The organism is Vagococcus sp. WN80Y, assembly GCF_059621045.1.
The window spans coordinates 51,191-69,382 of the sequence record NZ_JCAQHY010000166.1 but is presented as its reverse complement, the minus strand read 5'-3'; the positions used below and the strand labels follow the sequence as shown (position 1 = coordinate 69,382).

General features: G+C 38.8%; 17 protein-coding genes. 8 read left to right on the top strand and 9 right to left on the bottom strand.

The window, feature by feature from the left end:
* Positions 1 to 543 precede the first annotated feature (543 nt).
* From AC5KOD_RS16225 to AC5KOD_RS16210, 4 genes are all read left to right on the top strand, one after another.
* Positions 544 to 1,269, top strand: a complete 726-nt coding sequence (locus tag AC5KOD_RS16225; RefSeq protein ID WP_496915623.1) for an ABC transporter ATP-binding protein — start codon at positions 544 to 546, stop codon at positions 1,267 to 1,269.
* Complete coding sequence (locus tag AC5KOD_RS16220) at positions 1,266 to 2,051, top strand: ABC transporter permease (RefSeq protein ID WP_496915622.1); 786 nt, start codon at positions 1,266 to 1,268, stop codon at positions 2,049 to 2,051. Before AC5KOD_RS16225 ends, AC5KOD_RS16220 begins: the two co-directional genes overlap by 4 nt.
* Entirely contained in the window at positions 2,051 to 2,779 is a 729-nt protein-coding gene (locus tag AC5KOD_RS16215; protein ID WP_496915621.1) for an ABC transporter permease, read from the top strand. Before AC5KOD_RS16220 ends, AC5KOD_RS16215 begins: the two co-directional genes overlap by 1 nt.
* A 227-nt stretch (positions 2,780 to 3,006) precedes the next feature.
* Positions 3,007 to 4,014 (top strand): site-specific integrase, encoded by a 1,008-nt coding sequence (locus AC5KOD_RS16210; protein ID WP_496915620.1) that lies wholly within the window; start codon positions 3,007 to 3,009, stop codon positions 4,012 to 4,014.
* Positions 4,015 to 4,111: 97 nt separating this feature from the next.
* Here the strand turns inward: AC5KOD_RS16210 and sufB are convergent, their stop codons facing one another.
* The 9 genes from sufB to AC5KOD_RS16165 all read right to left on the bottom strand — a co-directional run bounded on the left by sufB (position 4,112) and on the right by AC5KOD_RS16165 (position 13,522).
* Positions 4,112 to 5,533 (bottom strand): Fe-S cluster assembly protein SufB, encoded by a 1,422-nt coding sequence (gene sufB, locus AC5KOD_RS16205; protein WP_496915619.1) that lies wholly within the window; start codon positions 5,531 to 5,533, stop codon positions 4,112 to 4,114.
* Positions 5,534 to 5,552: 19 nt separating this feature from the next.
* Positions 5,553 to 6,026 (bottom strand): Fe-S cluster assembly sulfur transfer protein SufU, encoded by a 474-nt coding sequence (gene sufU, locus AC5KOD_RS16200; protein WP_496915618.1) that lies wholly within the window; start codon positions 6,024 to 6,026, stop codon positions 5,553 to 5,555.
* Complete coding sequence (locus AC5KOD_RS16195; RefSeq protein ID WP_496915617.1) at positions 6,013 to 7,248, bottom strand: cysteine desulfurase; 1,236 nt, start codon at positions 7,246 to 7,248, stop codon at positions 6,013 to 6,015. The genes sufU and AC5KOD_RS16195 overlap by 14 nt, the downstream gene beginning before the upstream one ends.
* A complete protein-coding gene (gene sufD / locus AC5KOD_RS16190) occupies positions 7,248 to 8,531 on the bottom strand; it encodes a Fe-S cluster assembly protein SufD (RefSeq protein ID WP_496915616.1) in 1,284 nt (427 codons plus the stop codon). The genes AC5KOD_RS16195 and sufD overlap by 1 nt, the downstream gene beginning before the upstream one ends.
* 18 nt (positions 8,532 to 8,549) lie before the next feature.
* Entirely contained in the window at positions 8,550 to 9,317 is a 768-nt protein-coding gene (sufC, locus tag AC5KOD_RS16185; RefSeq protein WP_496915615.1) for a Fe-S cluster assembly ATPase SufC, read from the bottom strand.
* A 424-nt stretch (positions 9,318 to 9,741) separates the two neighbouring features.
* The gene (locus AC5KOD_RS16180; RefSeq protein ID WP_496915614.1) at positions 9,742 to 10,182 is read right to left on the bottom strand and encodes a GNAT family N-acetyltransferase; all 441 of its coding nucleotides are present in this window, start codon (positions 10,180 to 10,182) and stop codon (positions 9,742 to 9,744) included.
* Positions 10,183 to 10,315: 133 nt separating this feature from the next.
* The gene (locus tag AC5KOD_RS16175) at positions 10,316 to 11,212 is read right to left on the bottom strand and encodes a DUF7916 family protein (protein ID WP_496915613.1); all 897 of its coding nucleotides are present in this window, start codon (positions 11,210 to 11,212) and stop codon (positions 10,316 to 10,318) included.
* 10 nt (positions 11,213 to 11,222) lie between these two features.
* On the bottom strand, positions 11,223 to 12,494 hold the full coding sequence (gene celB, locus AC5KOD_RS16170; protein WP_496915612.1) for a PTS cellobiose transporter subunit IIC: 1,272 nt from the start codon (positions 12,492 to 12,494) through the stop codon (positions 11,223 to 11,225).
* Between the two features lie 179 nt (positions 12,495 to 12,673).
* Positions 12,674 to 13,522, bottom strand: a complete 849-nt coding sequence (locus tag AC5KOD_RS16165; protein WP_496915611.1) for a MurR/RpiR family transcriptional regulator — start codon at positions 13,520 to 13,522, stop codon at positions 12,674 to 12,676.
* Positions 13,523 to 13,663: 141 nt separating this feature from the next.
* Between AC5KOD_RS16165 and cls the strand changes: the two genes are divergently transcribed.
* From cls to AC5KOD_RS16145, 4 genes are all read left to right on the top strand, one after another.
* Positions 13,664 to 15,193, top strand: a complete 1,530-nt coding sequence (gene cls, locus AC5KOD_RS16160) for a cardiolipin synthase (RefSeq protein ID WP_496915610.1) — start codon at positions 13,664 to 13,666, stop codon at positions 15,191 to 15,193.
* Between the two features lie 166 nt (positions 15,194 to 15,359).
* Positions 15,360 to 16,346, top strand: coding sequence for a LytTR family transcriptional regulator DNA-binding domain-containing protein (locus tag AC5KOD_RS16155; protein ID WP_496915609.1), 987 nt, complete (start codon positions 15,360 to 15,362; stop codon positions 16,344 to 16,346).
* A 222-nt stretch (positions 16,347 to 16,568) separates the two neighbouring features.
* Positions 16,569 to 17,423 (top strand): ABC transporter ATP-binding protein, encoded by an 855-nt coding sequence (locus tag AC5KOD_RS16150; protein WP_496915608.1) that lies wholly within the window; start codon positions 16,569 to 16,571, stop codon positions 17,421 to 17,423.
* A complete protein-coding gene (locus AC5KOD_RS16145) occupies positions 17,420 to 18,160 on the top strand; it encodes an ABC transporter permease (RefSeq protein ID WP_496915607.1) in 741 nt (246 codons plus the stop codon). Before AC5KOD_RS16150 ends, AC5KOD_RS16145 begins: the two co-directional genes overlap by 4 nt.
* The last annotated feature ends 32 nt before the right edge of the window (positions 18,161 to 18,192 follow it).

Genomic DNA, 18,192 nt, shown 5'->3' with positions numbered 1-18,192 from the left:
AAGTCCAAACAAAATCACTCTCAAAACTAATCCACTCTACGCAATTTTTACTTTATCAATACTCAGTACTTCAGATATTTTAGAAATACACTAATAATTTATATTTCACCTAAAACCCTCTCTATAATTCATCATTTTGAAAGGATTAGTGGGATAAATATGTTATATTATCCAGCCCCTTCTCTACATAAAAATTATAGCTTTTAACTTCATCATACTATTTCTTACTCAATTGCACAATGTACTCATTACAAATGATTCACACTCTTGTACACTAAGTTTACCAATTAACAAGAATGCTTCTCTAGAAAAAAGGTATTAAAAAAGCGGTAGATAAATTGAAGGGGAATAAAACTGTTATCGTGGCAGCACATCGCCTGTCTACAGTAATCGATTCTGATATCATCTATGTTCTTGAACATGGATGAGCTGTCGGTTTTGGGAATCAAATGAGTTAATTAATACAGTTCCACTTTATCGAGAAATGTAAATACTTTTATTATGTAGATAATAAAATAATAACCAGTATAAGGAGTCTTATAATTGAAAACTACTAAAAAAAATATTGTTGTTTCGAATGTCTGCAAACAACATAAAAAGAAAAATATACTAGAAAATATAACATTTGAAGCAAAAGAAGGACGTATAACAGCTTTTCTTGGTCCAAATGGAGCTGGAAAAAGTTCTACACTTAGAATTCTTCTTAGTTTAGATCGTCCTTTGTCAGGAACAGCAACTTTTGGTAATCAAAAGTATAGTAATTTGACCTTTCCATTACAATTTGTCGGTTCAGCTTTTGATGGAATTGGTGGGACACCTTCAAGAAAAGTCAGAACTCATCTGAAAATTATTGCGAAAAGTAATAATATACCAAACAAACGTATTTCAGAAGTTTTAGATATTGTTGACTTATCAAATAAGAACCATTCGCAACTTGGAACTTTATCTTTAGGTGAAGGACAGCGATTAGGTATTGCTATTGCACTACTTGGTGACCCGCAGTATCTTGTTCTTGATGAACCAACAAATGGATTAGATCCTATGGGAATTAAATGGTTTAGAAATTTTATTCGTAAACAAGCCGATCAGGGAAAGACTGTTTTACTCTCCTCGCACTACCTTTCTGAAATTGAGGCTATTGCAGATGACGTTGTTATTATTAATAAGGGGCAAATCGTTGTTACTGGCGCACTTCATGAAGTAATGCAAAGTATTGAAACATTAGAAGATGTATTCTTTATACTTACTGAAGGAGGATACCAATCATGAGTTTTGCCAGAACAACTTATTCTGAATTTTCTAAACTATTCAATAGTCATGGCTGGTGGATAGTTTTTGGTTTAGTGATTGTTCTTCAACCTTTATTGGGATTGTTAGAAGCTAATCAACTAGCTTCTATAGGACTGGGTGCAACTCCTGCAACCCATCCAGACTTACTAGAAGCTATACCGCCATTAGACTATTTTGGCTTTGATGCTGCTCTATTCGGGATACTCCCAATTGTAATCTGGGGTGGAATTAACGGAGCCAGTGAATATAAAAATCATAATTTACGTACAACCATGTTATATAGTAATAAGCGTATAGAACTTTTTAGTGCTAAGTTAGTAACTATTTTGGTTTCAACAACGCTGGTATCATTTATTTCAATATTTATAACTGTTGCAATCACGCATTTTGGACTAGGTGATTTAGGATTAAATCCACTAACCTTAAGTCCAACAGCTTGGAAATTTATCGGTTATACTATGATAAACTGGATATTATTAACCGTTTTATCATTTTCCATTGGTTTACTTTGCAAAAATATAATTGTTCCTTTGGTATTTTTAGTTCCTCAAATCTACAATCTTGGGAGTTTTCTTGCACAAAGATGGTCTTGGGGAGAGTATCTGCCCGTAGCTGCTGGAAATTTTATTGTTGCTACTCCAGTTAAATCCTATCCCCATGATCCAATGAAAGGGATGTTGATACTTGTTTTATGGATAACAGTTACTGTATTAATAGCACTTTATTCGTTCATTTGTAGCGATGTAGGAGGGAAATATTGATGTTCAAAACTATTCTAAAAAGTGAAGTAATCAAGTTTTTCTCTTATAATTGGTGCTTGTTTGGTACAATTGGAACTATTTTAATAGCCCCATTAGTATTATTTTTTTCTGGAACAGGCAATGAACAATTTCTGATAACCAATGAAGTATTGTCTGCTAGCTTACGTAATTTATTTTTGAGCCAAGCAGGCCTTGTTATAATAGCAGCTAGTTTCTTCGGACAAGAATATTCACATTCCTATTTGCGTACTACATTATTGACAATACCTTCTCGTATGAAACTCGTTATAACTAAGATGTTTCTTCTAACAGTTATTGTATGGATTGTAGGTTTATTATCCAGTTTAGTTTGTTTAGGAGTTGGTATTATTCAGTTTAGTAGCATTTTGACTCTACCTCTAATGCTTAAATTTTTGACTAAAGTTACTGTCGCAATGTTAAGTTGGACGCTAATCACTTGGATTACAGTTTCTTTGACCATCATTACCAAATCAAAAATTTTACCGATCGCTATTATGTTTCCCCTCATTCTCGGACTAAGTCAAATGTTGCTTGCTATGACCAAATTCGCAAAATATTTACCTGATTTGGCAACTATGAATCTATTTTTCTCAACAAACTTAAGCATCTTATTAAACGGTTCGCAGGGATTACTAGTTCAGTTTATCTGGACTTTATTTCTCAGCTTAATTGCATTTAGTTTGATTCAATATCGTGACGTTCGATAATCGGTTTATTCACTTTATCCTCATGCCCCAATAGAGCATGAGCTAACCACTGAATTCTTTACTATTAGAATAATTTGAGTTGGTAAAAATTTTGGAAATTTCAATGTTATCTTGGAAAAACAGATTTTGAAGAAGTTCGTACCACTAGATGTGATTTCAAAATACAGAAAGAAGCACAACAATGTTATCGACAACTGCAACTAGATTTCGATAAGAATCTACTGAAAATGAATGGTAATATCACTTTTAAGGAGCTATATGAGGAATTCATTGAACAATACCGATTAAAAGTCAAACCATCTACTATCATGATTACGAGAAGAGCCATTGAAGATCATGCACTTGAATATTTTGGAAATAAAATGCTTAAAGACATTTCAGTACGCTTTTGTACTCAAGTCAATCGTCGCTGGATAAGAGATGGTTATAAACAAGCCTATTACTTCCGTCGAGCAGTTGCACAAATTCTACAATACGGTGTTCAACAAGAACTAATAAATGAAAACCCTATGCGAAAAACCGAGCCTATCAAACGTCAAGAAATAGATGAAAATTTAGTTGCTACTGAAACAATGAGTGTCTACACTCCAAAAGAGCTGGCTATCTTCTTGGATTGCTGCAAAAAGCATGGAAACAAGAAAATCGAAACTTATTTTCGAGTCTTATCCTATACAGGTGCTAGAAAATCAGAAATACTTGCTCTTGAATGGAATGATATTAATTTTGAAACTAAGAAATTAATCATCAGTAAAACATTAGCTGAGGTCGAAAGTGATCCTAATACTAAAATAACCAAAGTAGCTAGTCAAAGTGCCAAAACAAATGCTGGTAAAAGAACCATTTCAATTGATTCAGAAACAATGGCTATGTTACTGGAATGGCAAACTAGACAACAGTTCGAATTTAAGGTTTTAGGAATTAGAGCAACAAATAAACATCAACTTGTTTTTCCTAACAAAGAAAATAGATTTTGTCGTCCTGGTCAAGCGAATGATTGGTACGATGTCATCGCGACTAAATACAAATTAAAGCGAATTACACTTCATGAATTCCGTAAAACACATGTCTCACTTTGTGCAATGGCAGATATGAACTTAGAGGATATTATGTACCGTGTCGGCCATAAAGATTCCAAGATGACTCGACAAGTATATAACTACTTCTACCCCGAACGTGAGGAGCGTAGCGCTGACCAATTCGCTCAGTTTATTGAAAAGGAAAAATATCTTTTCTAAAAGAAATTGTAGTTAGTTTTGTAGTTAGTTTGCTTTTTCGAAAAAAAGAAGCACCAAAAACATTGATAAATCAACGTTTCTAGCGCTAAAAAAGGCTTTACCCCACACTGCCTTCCATCTCATACTGGATCAATCGGTTCAGCTCCACCGCATACTCCATCGGCAGTTCCTTCGTAAAGGGTTCAACGAATCCCATGACGATCATCTCAGTCGCTTCCTGCTCCGTCAAGCCGCGGCTCATCAGGTAGTAAAGTTGTTCCTCAGAGATTTTTGAGACCTTCGCCTCATGCTCCAAAGCCACTTGACTGTTATGAATCTCATTAAAGGGAATGGTATCACTCTTAGATAAATCATCCATGATAATCGTGTCACACTCGATATGTGAGATAGAGCCTTGGCTCTTCTTACCAAATGTTACTTGACCACGGTAGTTAACTTCGCCACCGTTTTTAGCAATTGATTTAGACACAATCGAACTTGATGTATTTGGGGCGTTATGAATCATTTTTGCCCCAGTATCTTGGATTTGTCCTTCATTGGCAAATGCCACTGAAAGCATTGTTCCACGAGCGCCACGTCCATCTAGGTAGACACTTGGATACTTCATGGTTGTCTTAGCGCCAAGGTTGCCATCAATCCACTCAACTGTCGCATTTTCATAGGCCTTGGCACGTTTTGTTACCAAGTTATAAACGTTATCTGACCAGTTTTGAATCGTCGTATAACGGCAATAAGCATCTTTACGGGTAAAGATTTCAACAATAGCAGCATGCAAACTATTAGTTGAATAGGTTGGGGCTGTACAGCCTTCAACGTAATGAACACTAGCGCCTTCATCGACGATGATCAGTGTCCGCTCAAATTGTCCCATATTTTCCGCATTAATCCGGAAATAGGTTTGTAGCGGCACATCACACCGCACACCTTTTGGCACATAGATAAAGGTGCCACCTGACCACACAGCAGAGTTTAAGGCTGCTAGCTTGTTATCCGTTGGGGGCACTAATTTTGCAAAGTACTCCTTGAATAATTCTGGGTACTCTTTTAAAGCAGAGTCCGTGTCAGTGAAGACGATACCCAATTTACTGAATTCGTCCTTCATGTTGTGGTAAACCACTTCTGACTCATACTGGGCGCTTGCCCCTGCTAAGTATTTACGCTCAGCTTCAGGGATACCGATACGTTCAAAGGTTTCTTTGATTTTATCTGGCACATCGTCCCAATCACGAGCAGGCTCATCACTGGCTTTTTTATAGTAGGTTAAGGCCTCGAAATCAATATCAGATAAGTCTGGACCCCATTTTTGCATCGGCATTTTATTAAACGCCTCTAGGGATTTCAAACGGAAATCTAACATCCATTCTGGCTCTTCTTTAACTTTTGAAATTTCACGGACGATTTCTTCCGTCAAGCCCTTACCGGTACTGAAAACCGATTCAACTTCATCGTGAAAGCCGAATTTATATTCCTCTAACGATGGTACTTCTGTTTCAACTTCTGGTGTAGGTACATCACTCATATAAGAATCCTCCTTCTCGTTATTCCTCACAATGACTCTGGTTCTCAACTGTCGTCTCTTTATTCTCATATATCCCACGTTCTAAGGCCTTCCAGCCTAGAGTGGCACACTTAATTCGCGCTGGAAACTTCGCCACACCACTAAGGATCTGGGCATCTCCTAAGGCATCCAATTGAGGGACCTCCTTGCCTTGAACCAGCTCAGAAAAACGGTCAATTAGCGCAAGCGCCTCGTCGGTCGTTTTCCCAATGACAACATCGGTCATCATGCTTGTACTAGCGGTACTGATCGAACAGCCACTGCCATCAAAGCGAATATCTTCAATCACATTGTCGGGTGTCAGCTTCATCTGTAGCTGGATAACATCGCCACAGGTAGGATTGTTCATCTCAATTTCTGTTGTCGATTCATCTAAAACACCATGATGATGAGGATGACTTGAATGATCTAAGATGACTTGTCGGTATAAATTATCTAATCTAGATAGAGCCATGTTGGAAAAACTCCTTTGTCGCGAGAAGACCTGCTACTAATTGGTCAGCATCTTCTTTGGTATTGTAAAAATAGAAACTTGCTCGTGCGGTTGATTGCACGTCTAAGTAGGTTAATAAGGGTTGCGCACAGTGGTGACCTGCTCGCACTGCTACGCCCTGCATGTCCATCGCCGTTGCTAGGTCATGTGGGTGTAAGCCATCAATATTAAAGGCGATCACGCCATTGTGATCTTTCGGATCTTGTGGACCGTATACCGTCAAACCGTCGATGGCTTGTAATTTTGGTAACACGTACGCCACGAGCTCCGCTTCGTATTGATGAATCTCAGTCATGCCAATCTCGTTTAAGTAATCAATCGCAGCACCTAATCCAATCCCCCCGGCGATGTTCGGCGTTCCCGCTTCGAACTTCCAAGGGAGCTGAGTCCAAGTACTTTCTTGCTCATAAACAAAATCGATCATCTCACCACCATACTCTATCGGCTCCATTGCTTCTAAATGTTGCCGTTTGCCATATAATACACCTATCCCGGTTGGCGCGCACATTTTATGCCCACTAAAGGCATAAAAATCGGCATCCAACTCGATGACATCTACGGGCATATGTGGCACTGCCTGAGCTCCGTCTACCACGATGACCCCACCGTTACGATGAGTTAATTCAGCCAGCTCTCGTATCGGATTGGTCACACCTAGGACATTGGAGCAATGAGCGACAGACACAATTTTTGTTTTATTGGTGATCTTTTTACGGGCATCTGCCATATCAAGACAACCATCAGGGGTTAACTCAATAAAAACCAATTTAGCTTTACGACGCTTTGCCAGCTCCTGCCATGGCACGATATTAGAATGATGCTCCATATAGGAAATCACAATCTCATCGCCCTCATTGACATTCGCATCCCCGTAGCTACGAGAGACCCAATTTAAGCCCGTCGTTGCGCCACGCGTGAATAGCACCTCAGCCGTTGAGTTCGCCTTAATAAAGGCTCTAACCTTCTCACGAGCCCCTTCATAAGCCGCAGTCGATCGCTCTGCAAGCGTATGGACGCCACGGTGGACATTCGCATTATCTCGCTCATAATAGTGAGCAAGAGCATCGAGGACCTGTCGTGGCTTCTGAGTCGTAGCCGCATTATCTAAATAAACTAAGGGCTCATCATTAACAGCTTGATGTAAAATCGGAAAATCTTGTCTGAATTGGTTGCCATTGATCATTAAGATAACTTCCTTTCAATAACCTCTGCAAGCTCCTGACGAACTTCTTTCACTGGAATTGCAGTTAAAACTGATCCTAAGAAACCACGAATCACTAACTTCTCCGCATCCGTTTTTCTTAGGCCTCGGCTCATTAAGTAATACATCTCTTCTGGATCAACACGTCCTACACTGGCAGCATGGCCAGCTGTTACTTCGTTTTCATCGATTAATAAAATAGGGTTAGCATCGCCACGAGCTTGGTCAGAAAGCATCAATACACGACTTTCTTGTTGCGCATCGGCACCCTTAGCTCCCTTGATAATGTGTCCAATTCCGTTAAAGGTTAACGTGCCACGCTCACGAATGACCCCGTGCTGTAAAATATGACCAACCGAATGACGGCCATAGTTCGTCACACGCGTGTCAATTCCTTGTGTTTGACGACCAGCACTTATTGCGACTGCCTTAACCTCAGAGTGAGAGCCTTCACCCACTAAATCTGAATCAAAATCAGCCACGACATTCGCATCATTCATCACACCGATCGCCCAATCAACAGACGCATCACGTAAGATATGGCCACGACGGTTCATATAAGCTGTCACATTGACCCCTAATTGATCAATTGCCGAGAATTTCACCTTAGAGCCTTGTTTAGCCACTACCTCAACCACGATATTGGCAATTGATTTAACATCACCCTCACCAACTGTTTGGAATCGTTCCAAGTAGTTGAATTGGCTGTTTTCATCTGCCAAGATCAAGACATGTTTAACAAAGTTCGTTGTGGACGCCGCATTATGTAAGAAAATAGCCTCTAAAGGTTCTTCTATCACCACATTCTTAGGCACATACAAGAATGCTCCCCCACTCATAAACGCCGCATGAAAAGCAGTTAATTGATCTTCATCCGGTTTAACAGCTAGCGTCATATAAGCTTCCTTGACTAGCTCTGGATGCTCTTGTAAGGCGGTAAAAATATCGGTAAAAATAACCCCTTGTTCAGCCAATGCAACAGGCATCTGCTCTGCCACTGTCGTATTACCATGCTGTACAAGAACTGGATTATCCTTGCTTGCATCAAAATTATACACATTGCCATAGTCGACTGTTTCGTCGAAATCAGCAACCTCTGTTAAATTCCAACGGTCAATCTTAACCCGTTCGATTTTTGGTAGCTCTAACTCACCCAGCTTAGCTAAAGCTGCTAAACGGAGATCAAGCATCCATTTTGGTTCACCTTGACCAACTGAAAAAGCGTTCAAGTCGGCAAGATAAGTTTCAAATTGTTGAGTCTTCATTTATCTGATCGCCCTTTCTTATTCTTCAGTTAGTTCGATACCTAGTTCTTGGCTGATCCCTGCATAGCCTTCTGCTTCAAGACGTTTTGCCAACTCAGCATTACCTGTTTTAACGACACGACCATCCATCATGATATGCACCACATCAGGGGTAATATAGTTAAGTAAGCGTTGGTAATGGGTAATGATTAATGACCCAAAGTTCCCGCCACGCATTTCATTGACCCCTTTTGACACAACTTTTAGTGCATCAATGTCTAGTCCTGAATCAATTTCATCTAAAATGGCAAAGGTTGGTTCCATCATTAATAATTGTAAGATTTCGTTCCGTTTCTTTTCTCCACCAGAGAAGCCTTCGTTTAAATAACGTTCTGCCATCTCTTCTGGCATATCTAATAATGCCATTTTTTCATCTAATTTTTTAATGAAGTCCATGACTGAAATTTTGTCATCTTCCCCACGTTTTGAGTTAATCGCAGCGCGCATGAATTCTGCATTTGTAATACCAGGGATTTCACTTGGGTATTGCATGGCTAAAAATAAACCAGCACGAGCACGTTCGTCAACCTCTAGTTCTAAAATATTTTCACCATCTAATAAGATTTCCCCACTAGTCACTTCATAGTTAGGATTTCCCATAATCGCAGCGGATAAGGTAGATTTACCTGTGCCGTTTGGTCCCATTATTGCGTGAATTTCCCCCGTTTTCATGGTTAAATTAACGCCTTTTAAAATTTCCTTGTCCTCAATCGACACATGTAAGTTTTTAATTTCTAAAACGGACATTTATAACGACCTCCATATCAAATTTTATCTTTACTCAATCTCTTACATTTTATCCTAATTGAGAATGAAATTCAAATCTTTGTTACCGAACTCCGCTATTTCCTTATTTCTTTTATAAGTATTCTAGGAGCTTATTTAGACTTCTTATAAAGAAATAGCAATTATCGACTGTGTTTTTCACAAAGAATTCCTATTTTTATGCCCACCAGTTGTTTTATATACCTCCCGCAACATCATCTGAAAATAGCTAGTCGCTCTAATGAACTGAATAATTCAAAGTGACTGTAGGTCTTTTAGCTTGAAGCAGCTGGAAGTAAAACGAGTCTCAGCTATTTTATTTTGTGAAACCAGCTAAATGTAACAAAAAAAATAAGAGGTAAGCTGCATCGCCACCTCTTATCATCTACCTAATTATTAACGCTAACTATCCCACTTGAACTAATTTCATGTCTACATGGGGAATGCCATCTTCCAGATATTCTTCGGAAATGGTCTCAAAACCTGCCCGTCCATAAAATGACGTTAAATGAGCCTGAGCTGAAATGATAACAGGACGTCCAGAGTAATTAGTCGCAATTTCCTTCAAGGCTAGTGACACAACTTTATGCCCTAACTGCTCACCACGATGTGACTCAGTCACAATCACTCGGCCAATCGACACTGCCTCTCCTTTGTCAATCACACGACTATACGCCAATAGCTCTTCTCCCTGCCAAATCCCGACATGAGTCGCCTCGTAATCCGCCTCGTCTATTTCCTGATAAGGGCAGTTTTGCTCCACAACAAACACTGCTACTCGTTCCTTAAAAATCGTCACAATTTGTGAGACGGTCAGCTCTGATAATTTTCCAATCGTAATCTCCATTTCCCCGGCTCCTTTAGTTATTTTTTCTGTTAGATTGTCAGTTGTTTCTATTATAATACATTTGCACGCATTTGAGAGACAAAAAAACTGCGACCTAAGTCACAGTTCCGTTTTGAGTTTCCTTCATTCACTTTTAACGATTAATGGATTGGGACATCTGCAAATAAGTATGCCGTTTTCCACGGATTGATACCGATAATTGCATAATATTCTCAGGATCGGCTGTCCCATTAAAGCCAGCATCGCCAATATGCTGAATATCTGCTCCAGCCCGTTTACTTGTTAGAGCGAGTTCTCTAATGGTCGCTGTGTCTGCTCCTTCTTGCGTCGTGCCAATTGTCGACATCGCTAACTTCCCTTGTCGTTGAATGTGCTGAACACATTCATGCATTTGGCTTTCCGTAAAGCCAGGGACGGTTCCAGCTGTCGGGACCAAAATGATATCTGCCCCTGCTGTCGCAAAAGCCTCGATGGTTGCAAAGTCAATCACAGCTTCTGAAACCCCTGCTGAGTGCATTTTTCCAGAGATAATGACTCCATTAAATAGCTCTGCCGCCCGATTTGTCGCGTCAATTATCTCCTTATTAGAGACACCAGTACTTGGGTTTCCTGTCAGGCAAATAAAATCAAAGCCAAACTCATTGGCCAGCTTTAAATTAGCATTGGATGCTAGTCTCCCCGAACTGATTTTATTGATTGTTCCTTCAAATTCCGCACTCTCATCGACAGGTTCCAGATTAACTCCGATTGGCTTGCCCGTTAGGTCTTTTAACCGTTCGATGGGGTTGATCTCGGCTTTATCAATGCCAATAATCCGCGGATTTTCAAAATCAAAACAATTAAGTAAAATTAAATCTGCTCCAAAAGCAGCCACAACCTCTGAATTAGTGACATTTCCCGCAAAAGGTGGAATTACCACATCATTCTCAGCCAAAATTGTCCGCCCAGCATTCCCTTTAATAGCGATTAATAAGTCTTCTTTCGATAAAGCTCGAGTTTCCATCGCCGTACAATTTAATAGTCTCTTCACTTAAATGCTCCTATCCGTTTAACTCATCTTGATAATACTGATTGTCAATCATTCTAAAGAAGGGGTAGTAAATAACAATACTCACAACTAGGCAGACAGCCTGTAAAATAGCCCCTGAGATATGTCCACCTGTCGCTAAGTACCCACCGATAATCGGCGGCATCGTCCATGGGACTAAGATTCCCGCTGTCTTAGCAACTAGACCCGTTGCCATCGCTGAATATGAAATAATATAGATAACCAGTGGCGTTAGTGTGAATGGAATCAGGATTAATGGATTCATCACAACAGGAAAACCAAACATGATTGGTTCGCTTATATTAAAAACATTTGGCGGAAATCCTAATTTTCCTAACTCTTTATTTTGCTTACTCTTTGAAGTAAACATTAACAATATCGCTAAGCCAATGATAGAACCACTTCCGCCCATCCAGACAAAGACATTGAAGAACGTTGTATTCAAAATATGAGGAATTTCAGTTCCAGCCTGAAAAGCTAGACGATTTTCATCCAGCATTTGCAACCACAGTGGATTCAAGACACTCTGAACCAAATCCCAGCCTAAAATCCCAACGGACCAAAAAATACCAGTAACTAGAACAGCCACTAACCCACCAACAAAGCCACCTCCAACATAAGAAAGCGGAACGCCCACAACTTTCCCAATAACCTCATGTAAGTTCACTAGACCAACGCTCGCAATCACTAAACGCAGAATCCAAAACAAGGTTAAGCACGCTGCGGCAGGAATCAAGGCTACAAAAGACTTGCTGACCGCTGGTGGAACACTTTCTGGCAATTTGATGACAATCTCAGCTTGAACCATTCGCCGATAAATTTCTCCTACAACCAAACCAATCAATAACGAAACAAACAGCCCTTTACTGCCCATATAGGTCATATCGATTCCATTATCTTTGGTCAACGGGGTCACAAGCAAAAGCGAACATAATGAAATAATGCCTGCTGTCGTTCCATCAATACTGTAGCTTTTCACTAAAGAATTGGCAATCCCAAAAGAAGAAATCAATGCCATGACACCAAAGGTTGAATTTACTACAAATCCCATCGTACTGGTCCATTCTTCTCCAAAAACAGACGCGATAAGCTCTTGATAACCTGGAATCGGTAAACTAGCTAATACTAAAAAAATTGATCCCACAATAATTAGCGGCATTGACAACACTAATCCATCCCGAACTGCTAATAAATGCCGTTGTCCACCAATTTTAACCCCGATTGGTTGAACTTTTTCTTCTAAAAAACGCATCAAACCATTCATAACTATCTCCTCCATTTTTTACCTATTTATTTTTCACACAGCAATCACTCCTACTAGTCGCTGTCTACACTTTTTCATTCTCACCCATCTTATTTCATTTGTAAATCCTCTCTCTGAATTTAGAGACAACGTTTCAGCTTTCAACCAAAAAAAGAACGAAACAATGAAACATTGTTTCGCTAACGTAATAAATATGAGGTCGGAGCACTTTTATTTTTCTTTATATTTTCTGTATAATTGCACTTATACACACATGAATAGAGTGTATTTAAAACGAATTCTGTTGCTATCTGCGACGCAAAGGTTGAAATATTCAAATCAGCATTTTCATTTTTAGGTAAAGGCAGTACAACATCTGACAGTGTCGCCAACTCCCCATCCAGATTTGAGGTCACCGCAATAAGTTTACACTTCTTTCGTTTCAACAAGCTTGCATCACTTAGAATTTCTGCTGTTGTTCCACCATATGAGATAATTATCGCAACATCGCTCTCTGTCGCATGATTGGCTAAATGAAATTGATCTGACTGCAACCCCATCAACTTAACATAGTAGTCGATTCTCAGCATCTTAGTCTGAAAATCCAGAGCCCGATTAAACGAGTGACTCACACCAAATCCAAAAATACTTTTAGCTTGAACAATCAATGATACAGCTTTATTTAGCGCTGATTCAGTCAATAATAAATGCGTCTGAGTAATGGTTTCATTTGATAAGGTGGCTATCTTCTTTGCCACGAGTAAATCTGAATCCACCCGACTAAAGGGAAAGTTAGCGTCAATCCCTGCTAAACTATTGTAATGATTTTCCAATTCTCGTGACAGTTTAATCACAAACTCCTTATATCCAGACAACCCTAATTTTTTGCATAAACGAAAGATAGTCGAAGTCGATGTATATGTCGCCTGAGATAGCTCCCGAATAGAATAATTTAGAACCTGCTCTGGATTATTAATGACATACTCTGCTAAAACTTTCTCACCTTCAGTAAATCCTTCTTTCGCCAAAAAACACGTCATAATAGTCATTTCATTCCCCCACTCGTTTCATCGTTTTTTCCTAGTTACTTCTTTTTTAATTATACTACGCCAATCATTTAAGGTATAATCAAAGAAACAAACGTTCAGTTACTTAGCGAACTATTTTGGGGAAGGAGAGTTATTACTGCGATGAAATTCTTAAAGTTACTGACACATCGTGCCGCATTCGTAGCACTTCTATTAATTTTACAACTCACGATTTTATTCGGTATTATTCTGCGTTTCCAAGAATATCTCGTTTACTTCTACGCGTTCGGTATCGTTATTTCTGTCATTCTTGTCCTTGAAATCATCAATAATCGTAGTAATCCGGCTTATAAAATAGCTTGGCTCATTCCCATTATGCTCTTGCCAATTTTTGGTTCTGTCACTTATTTGATTTTTGGTAGACACACTATTCAGCTCAATTTACAACGTAAAATGACGGAAATCCAAAAGAAAGAGGCCCTTGCTCTCACACATACTCTACCAAATCCACCAAAAATTCATGAGGATGGAGACGCTAGAGTTCAATCTGATTACATTACAAACTACGGCACGCTTCCTGCTTTCAAGAAGACAATTGGAACCTATTTACCGATGGGGGAAGAGGTCTTCGAAGCGATGAAAGTCGAAATGGAGAAAGCCGAAAGATACATTTTTATGGAATATTTCATCATTGAAAAAGGTGAGATGTGGGACACACTCTTGGAAATAATGGTTCGAAAGGCTAAAGAAGGAGTGGATGTTCGCCTAATCTACGACGATATGGGCTGTATCTTCACTCTGCCACAAAACTACGATCGACAATTAGAAGCCATGGGCATCAAATGCAGCATCTTCAATCCTTTTGTTCCCGTCTTATCGTCCATCTTTAACAATCGTAATCACCGTAAAATCACGGTCATTGATGGAAAAGTAGCCTTCACAGGTGGTAATAATTTAGCTGATGAATACATTAATGCCTATGAAAAACATGGGCATTGGAAAGACACTGGCATTATGCTAAAAGGTGAAGCGGCTTGGGGCTTTACTTTGATGTTTCTCAGTCTTTGGGATTTTCAACGAGAGGAAACACGAGATTATTGTGAGTATTATCCAACTGAAGGCTTTGCCCAAACACCGCAAGAGAGCGGCTATTTTCAGCCATATACTGATACTCCTTTTGATGATGAAACAATTGGAGAAAATGTCTATCTTAATTTAATTGGTCGAGCAACATCCACGGTTTACATCACAACGCCATACCTCGTTATTGATAATTTACTGATGGAGGCTCTCTGCACTGCAGCAAAAAGCGGCATTGATGTGCGGATACAAACTCCTCATATTCCTGATAAATGGTATGTCCATTCAGTCACTCGTTCTAACTACGAGCAATTAATCGAAGCAGGGGTACGAATTTTTGAATACACACCTGGCTTCATTCATTCTAAAACCTTTATTGTTGATGGACTTTTTGCTACCGTTGGGACGATCAATCTCGACTATCGAAGCCTGTTCCTTCATCTTGAATGTGGCGTCTGGATGTATAAGACGAGTGTTATTCCAGTTATGCTTGAGGATTTTTTAACAACCGAATCCTTGTGCCAAGAAATCACAGATGCTGACATAAAAAATGTCAGCTGGCTAAAACATCTTGGTCGCGCCGTTCTCAATGTCTTTGCCCCCTTAATGTAAAAGGACAAGTCATGTTTAACCAAGTTTAGTGGCAAACTATCATGAGAAAAGAAGAGAGAGACACTTGTCTCCTCTTTTTTTTTCTGTTAACGGATGGTTTTAACTATGTTATTATAAACTAACGATAAATGATTACCCCCCACTTTGGGAAAGAAAGAGGAATTAGATGGCACTGTTAACAACTAAAACATTAACTAAAGAACAGAATCTTCAAACGATTCTTAAAAACATTGACCTAGATATTTTACTTAATGACCGAATTGGCATCAAGCTCACTCGCAATGAAGCCAACGTTCTATTTGATTTAATAGAAGGAAAAGAATCCCCTTCAAGTGGCAGCTTAAAAATTGAAGCGACTCAAATTTTGTCTATCCGAAAAGAAGATCAGCTTTATAATAATCAAACCATTCGCCGTTATTTAAGCAATTTCAAAAAAATTGCCAACAGCCCCTTAACAATTGATCAAGTAGCTGAAGCTTTTTCATTGATTGACATTCTAGATAGACCTATTAAATCTCTTTCAATTGATCAAGTCCAACGGATTCACCTCGCTAGAGTTTTTCTCTTTGAACCACAATTATTATTAATCGAAAGTCCTTTGACTGATTTAACAAATGAAGGGATCGAGCTTTATTTGCGCGCTATCGCGACGTTTAATAATCAGCAAACAGCGATTCTTTTCACTGCAAGCTACTTGGAGGAACTAATTTTATTAAGTCAAAATGTCTATCAGTACAATAAATTAGTCGGGTTAGAGCAAACCGATTTGAGCCTCGATGAACCTGTTCTCAGCACGAACGATGAAACTCAGATGCCGTCTATTTTTAAAATCACCTGTAAAGTAGCTGATAAAACCATCTTCTTTGATCCAATAGAAGTAGATTTTGTGGAGAGTATAAATAGTATTAGTCACATCAGTGTTAGTGGAGAACAATTTCCAACTAGCCTCACAATGACAGAGCTAGAAACCAAATTAATGGCCTTTGGATTCTTTCGATCACATCGGTCTTATTTAGTTAATTTACAACGTGTCTCAGAATTAATTAGTTATTCTAAAAATAGTTTCACCTTAATTTTAAAAGGAAATGATGCTACTAAAATTCCTTTGTCTCGATCCCGTTTAGATGATTTTAAGGAAATAATGAATTTTTAGACCACATTTCAGCCCTAAATAGCATCACTTTAGCGTAAAAAAGGTACCATTCACCCTTTTTCCTGTTCTTTTCAAGGAATTTTTACGACATTTTGAGATTATTCTCCTAAACTTAAGTTAGCAAGAAAAAGTGCTGTGGCCAACCAAATAACTAATTGACACTTATCACATGTTATTTAATTACTATAATGTTGCCACATATAGAAGAAGGAGAAATGGAACATGGACAAACAATTTAGCATCAATGTCGTTGGACTTAAGAAACAGTTCAATGACACATTCGCCATTAAAGACATCAGCTTTTCGGTGGCAAAGGGAGAAATATTTGGTTTTTTAGGACCTTCTGGTGCCGGTAAAACCACAACAATAAAAATACTGACTGGACAATTAAAACAAACCTCAGGTCAGATTGATATTCTTGGAGAAAATATCGCAAACTTTTCGACTGATCTTTATCAACGTATTGGGATTATGACAGATAATAGTGGCCTCTATGAACGTATGACTGTTTATCAAAATTTAGCGTTTTTCGCTCGATTACTAAATGTTCCTAAATCACGGGTCGATAAGCTACTTGAACAAGTCGGCTTAGCTGAGCATAAAAAGAAATTAGCAAATAAGCTTTCAAAAGGGATGACACAACGACTCATTTTAGCAAGAGCTGTGTTACATCAACCGGAATTACTGTTTTTAGATGAACCAACTAGCGGGTTAGACCCCTCAACTGCATCAGCTATTCATGACCTTTTGCTCGAATTAAAAAATAACGGAACTTCCATTCTTTTAACGACTCATAATATGGAAGAAGCGACTTACTTATGCGACAATATCGCGTTACTTAATGATGGCTACATTGTTGAACGTGGCACGCCAGAGGAGTTAAAAATCAAATTTAACCAAGAGAAACGCTACCGAATTACTAAAAAATCGGGTCAAAAAGTGGTTCTCATCGATAATCCAGAAACGATCTCGACACTTCAAGAGTGGTTACAAACAGGAGAAATTGAAACCATTCATTCATGTGAACCAACATTAGGAGAAATATTTATTCAAGTAACCGGGAGGAAATTAGTATGATCTTTTCAATGCAAAAATTTACCGCTATCTTTCAAATGAAACTAGCCGCCATCTTAAAAAATCGTAATATTATTGTTGCCCCAATCATGGCACTTGGCTTTGTCCTTTTAATGGGCTTTATTATGCCTAATGACCTTGGGGAGCAAGGTGGAATGAATGTGCCTGGTTTCCTTATGAGCTTTGGACTTGGTTTCAATATTATCATGGGTGGAATCATGATGGGGTCTTATCCTTTAGCTGAAGAAAAAGAGAAAAAAACCTTAAGAGTTCTAATGACCTCTTCGGTTTCGAGTTTGGAATTCTTTTTAGGAAGCCTACTCCCATCACTGCTGATTATGATTATCGTTAATATCTTATTAATCCCTGTATCAAAGTCATCATTTTCAGACATACCACTTGTCACTTATTTCTTGGTTACCACCATTTGCTGCATTATCAGCCTAATGATTGGCTTTATTATTGGTCTTTCTGCGCGGGATCAAATGCAAGCAGGAATTTCCGGAATGCCGATTATGTTGGCACTCACAATGTTACCAATGTTTGCCTCTTTTAATGACACATTAGCCACTATTGCTAGCTATACTTATCCTGGTGTTCTCACTAGATTTGTTCAAACTACGTTAGTCGGTACCACATATGACTGGCGCCTCAAAGATGTCATTGTTTTAGTTGTCTGGTTCACTCTAGCCGCTATTATTTTTAGACAAGCTTATAAGAAAAATGGCTTAGATAATTAATTATTTCTGGAACAATTACTACCTTCATCACA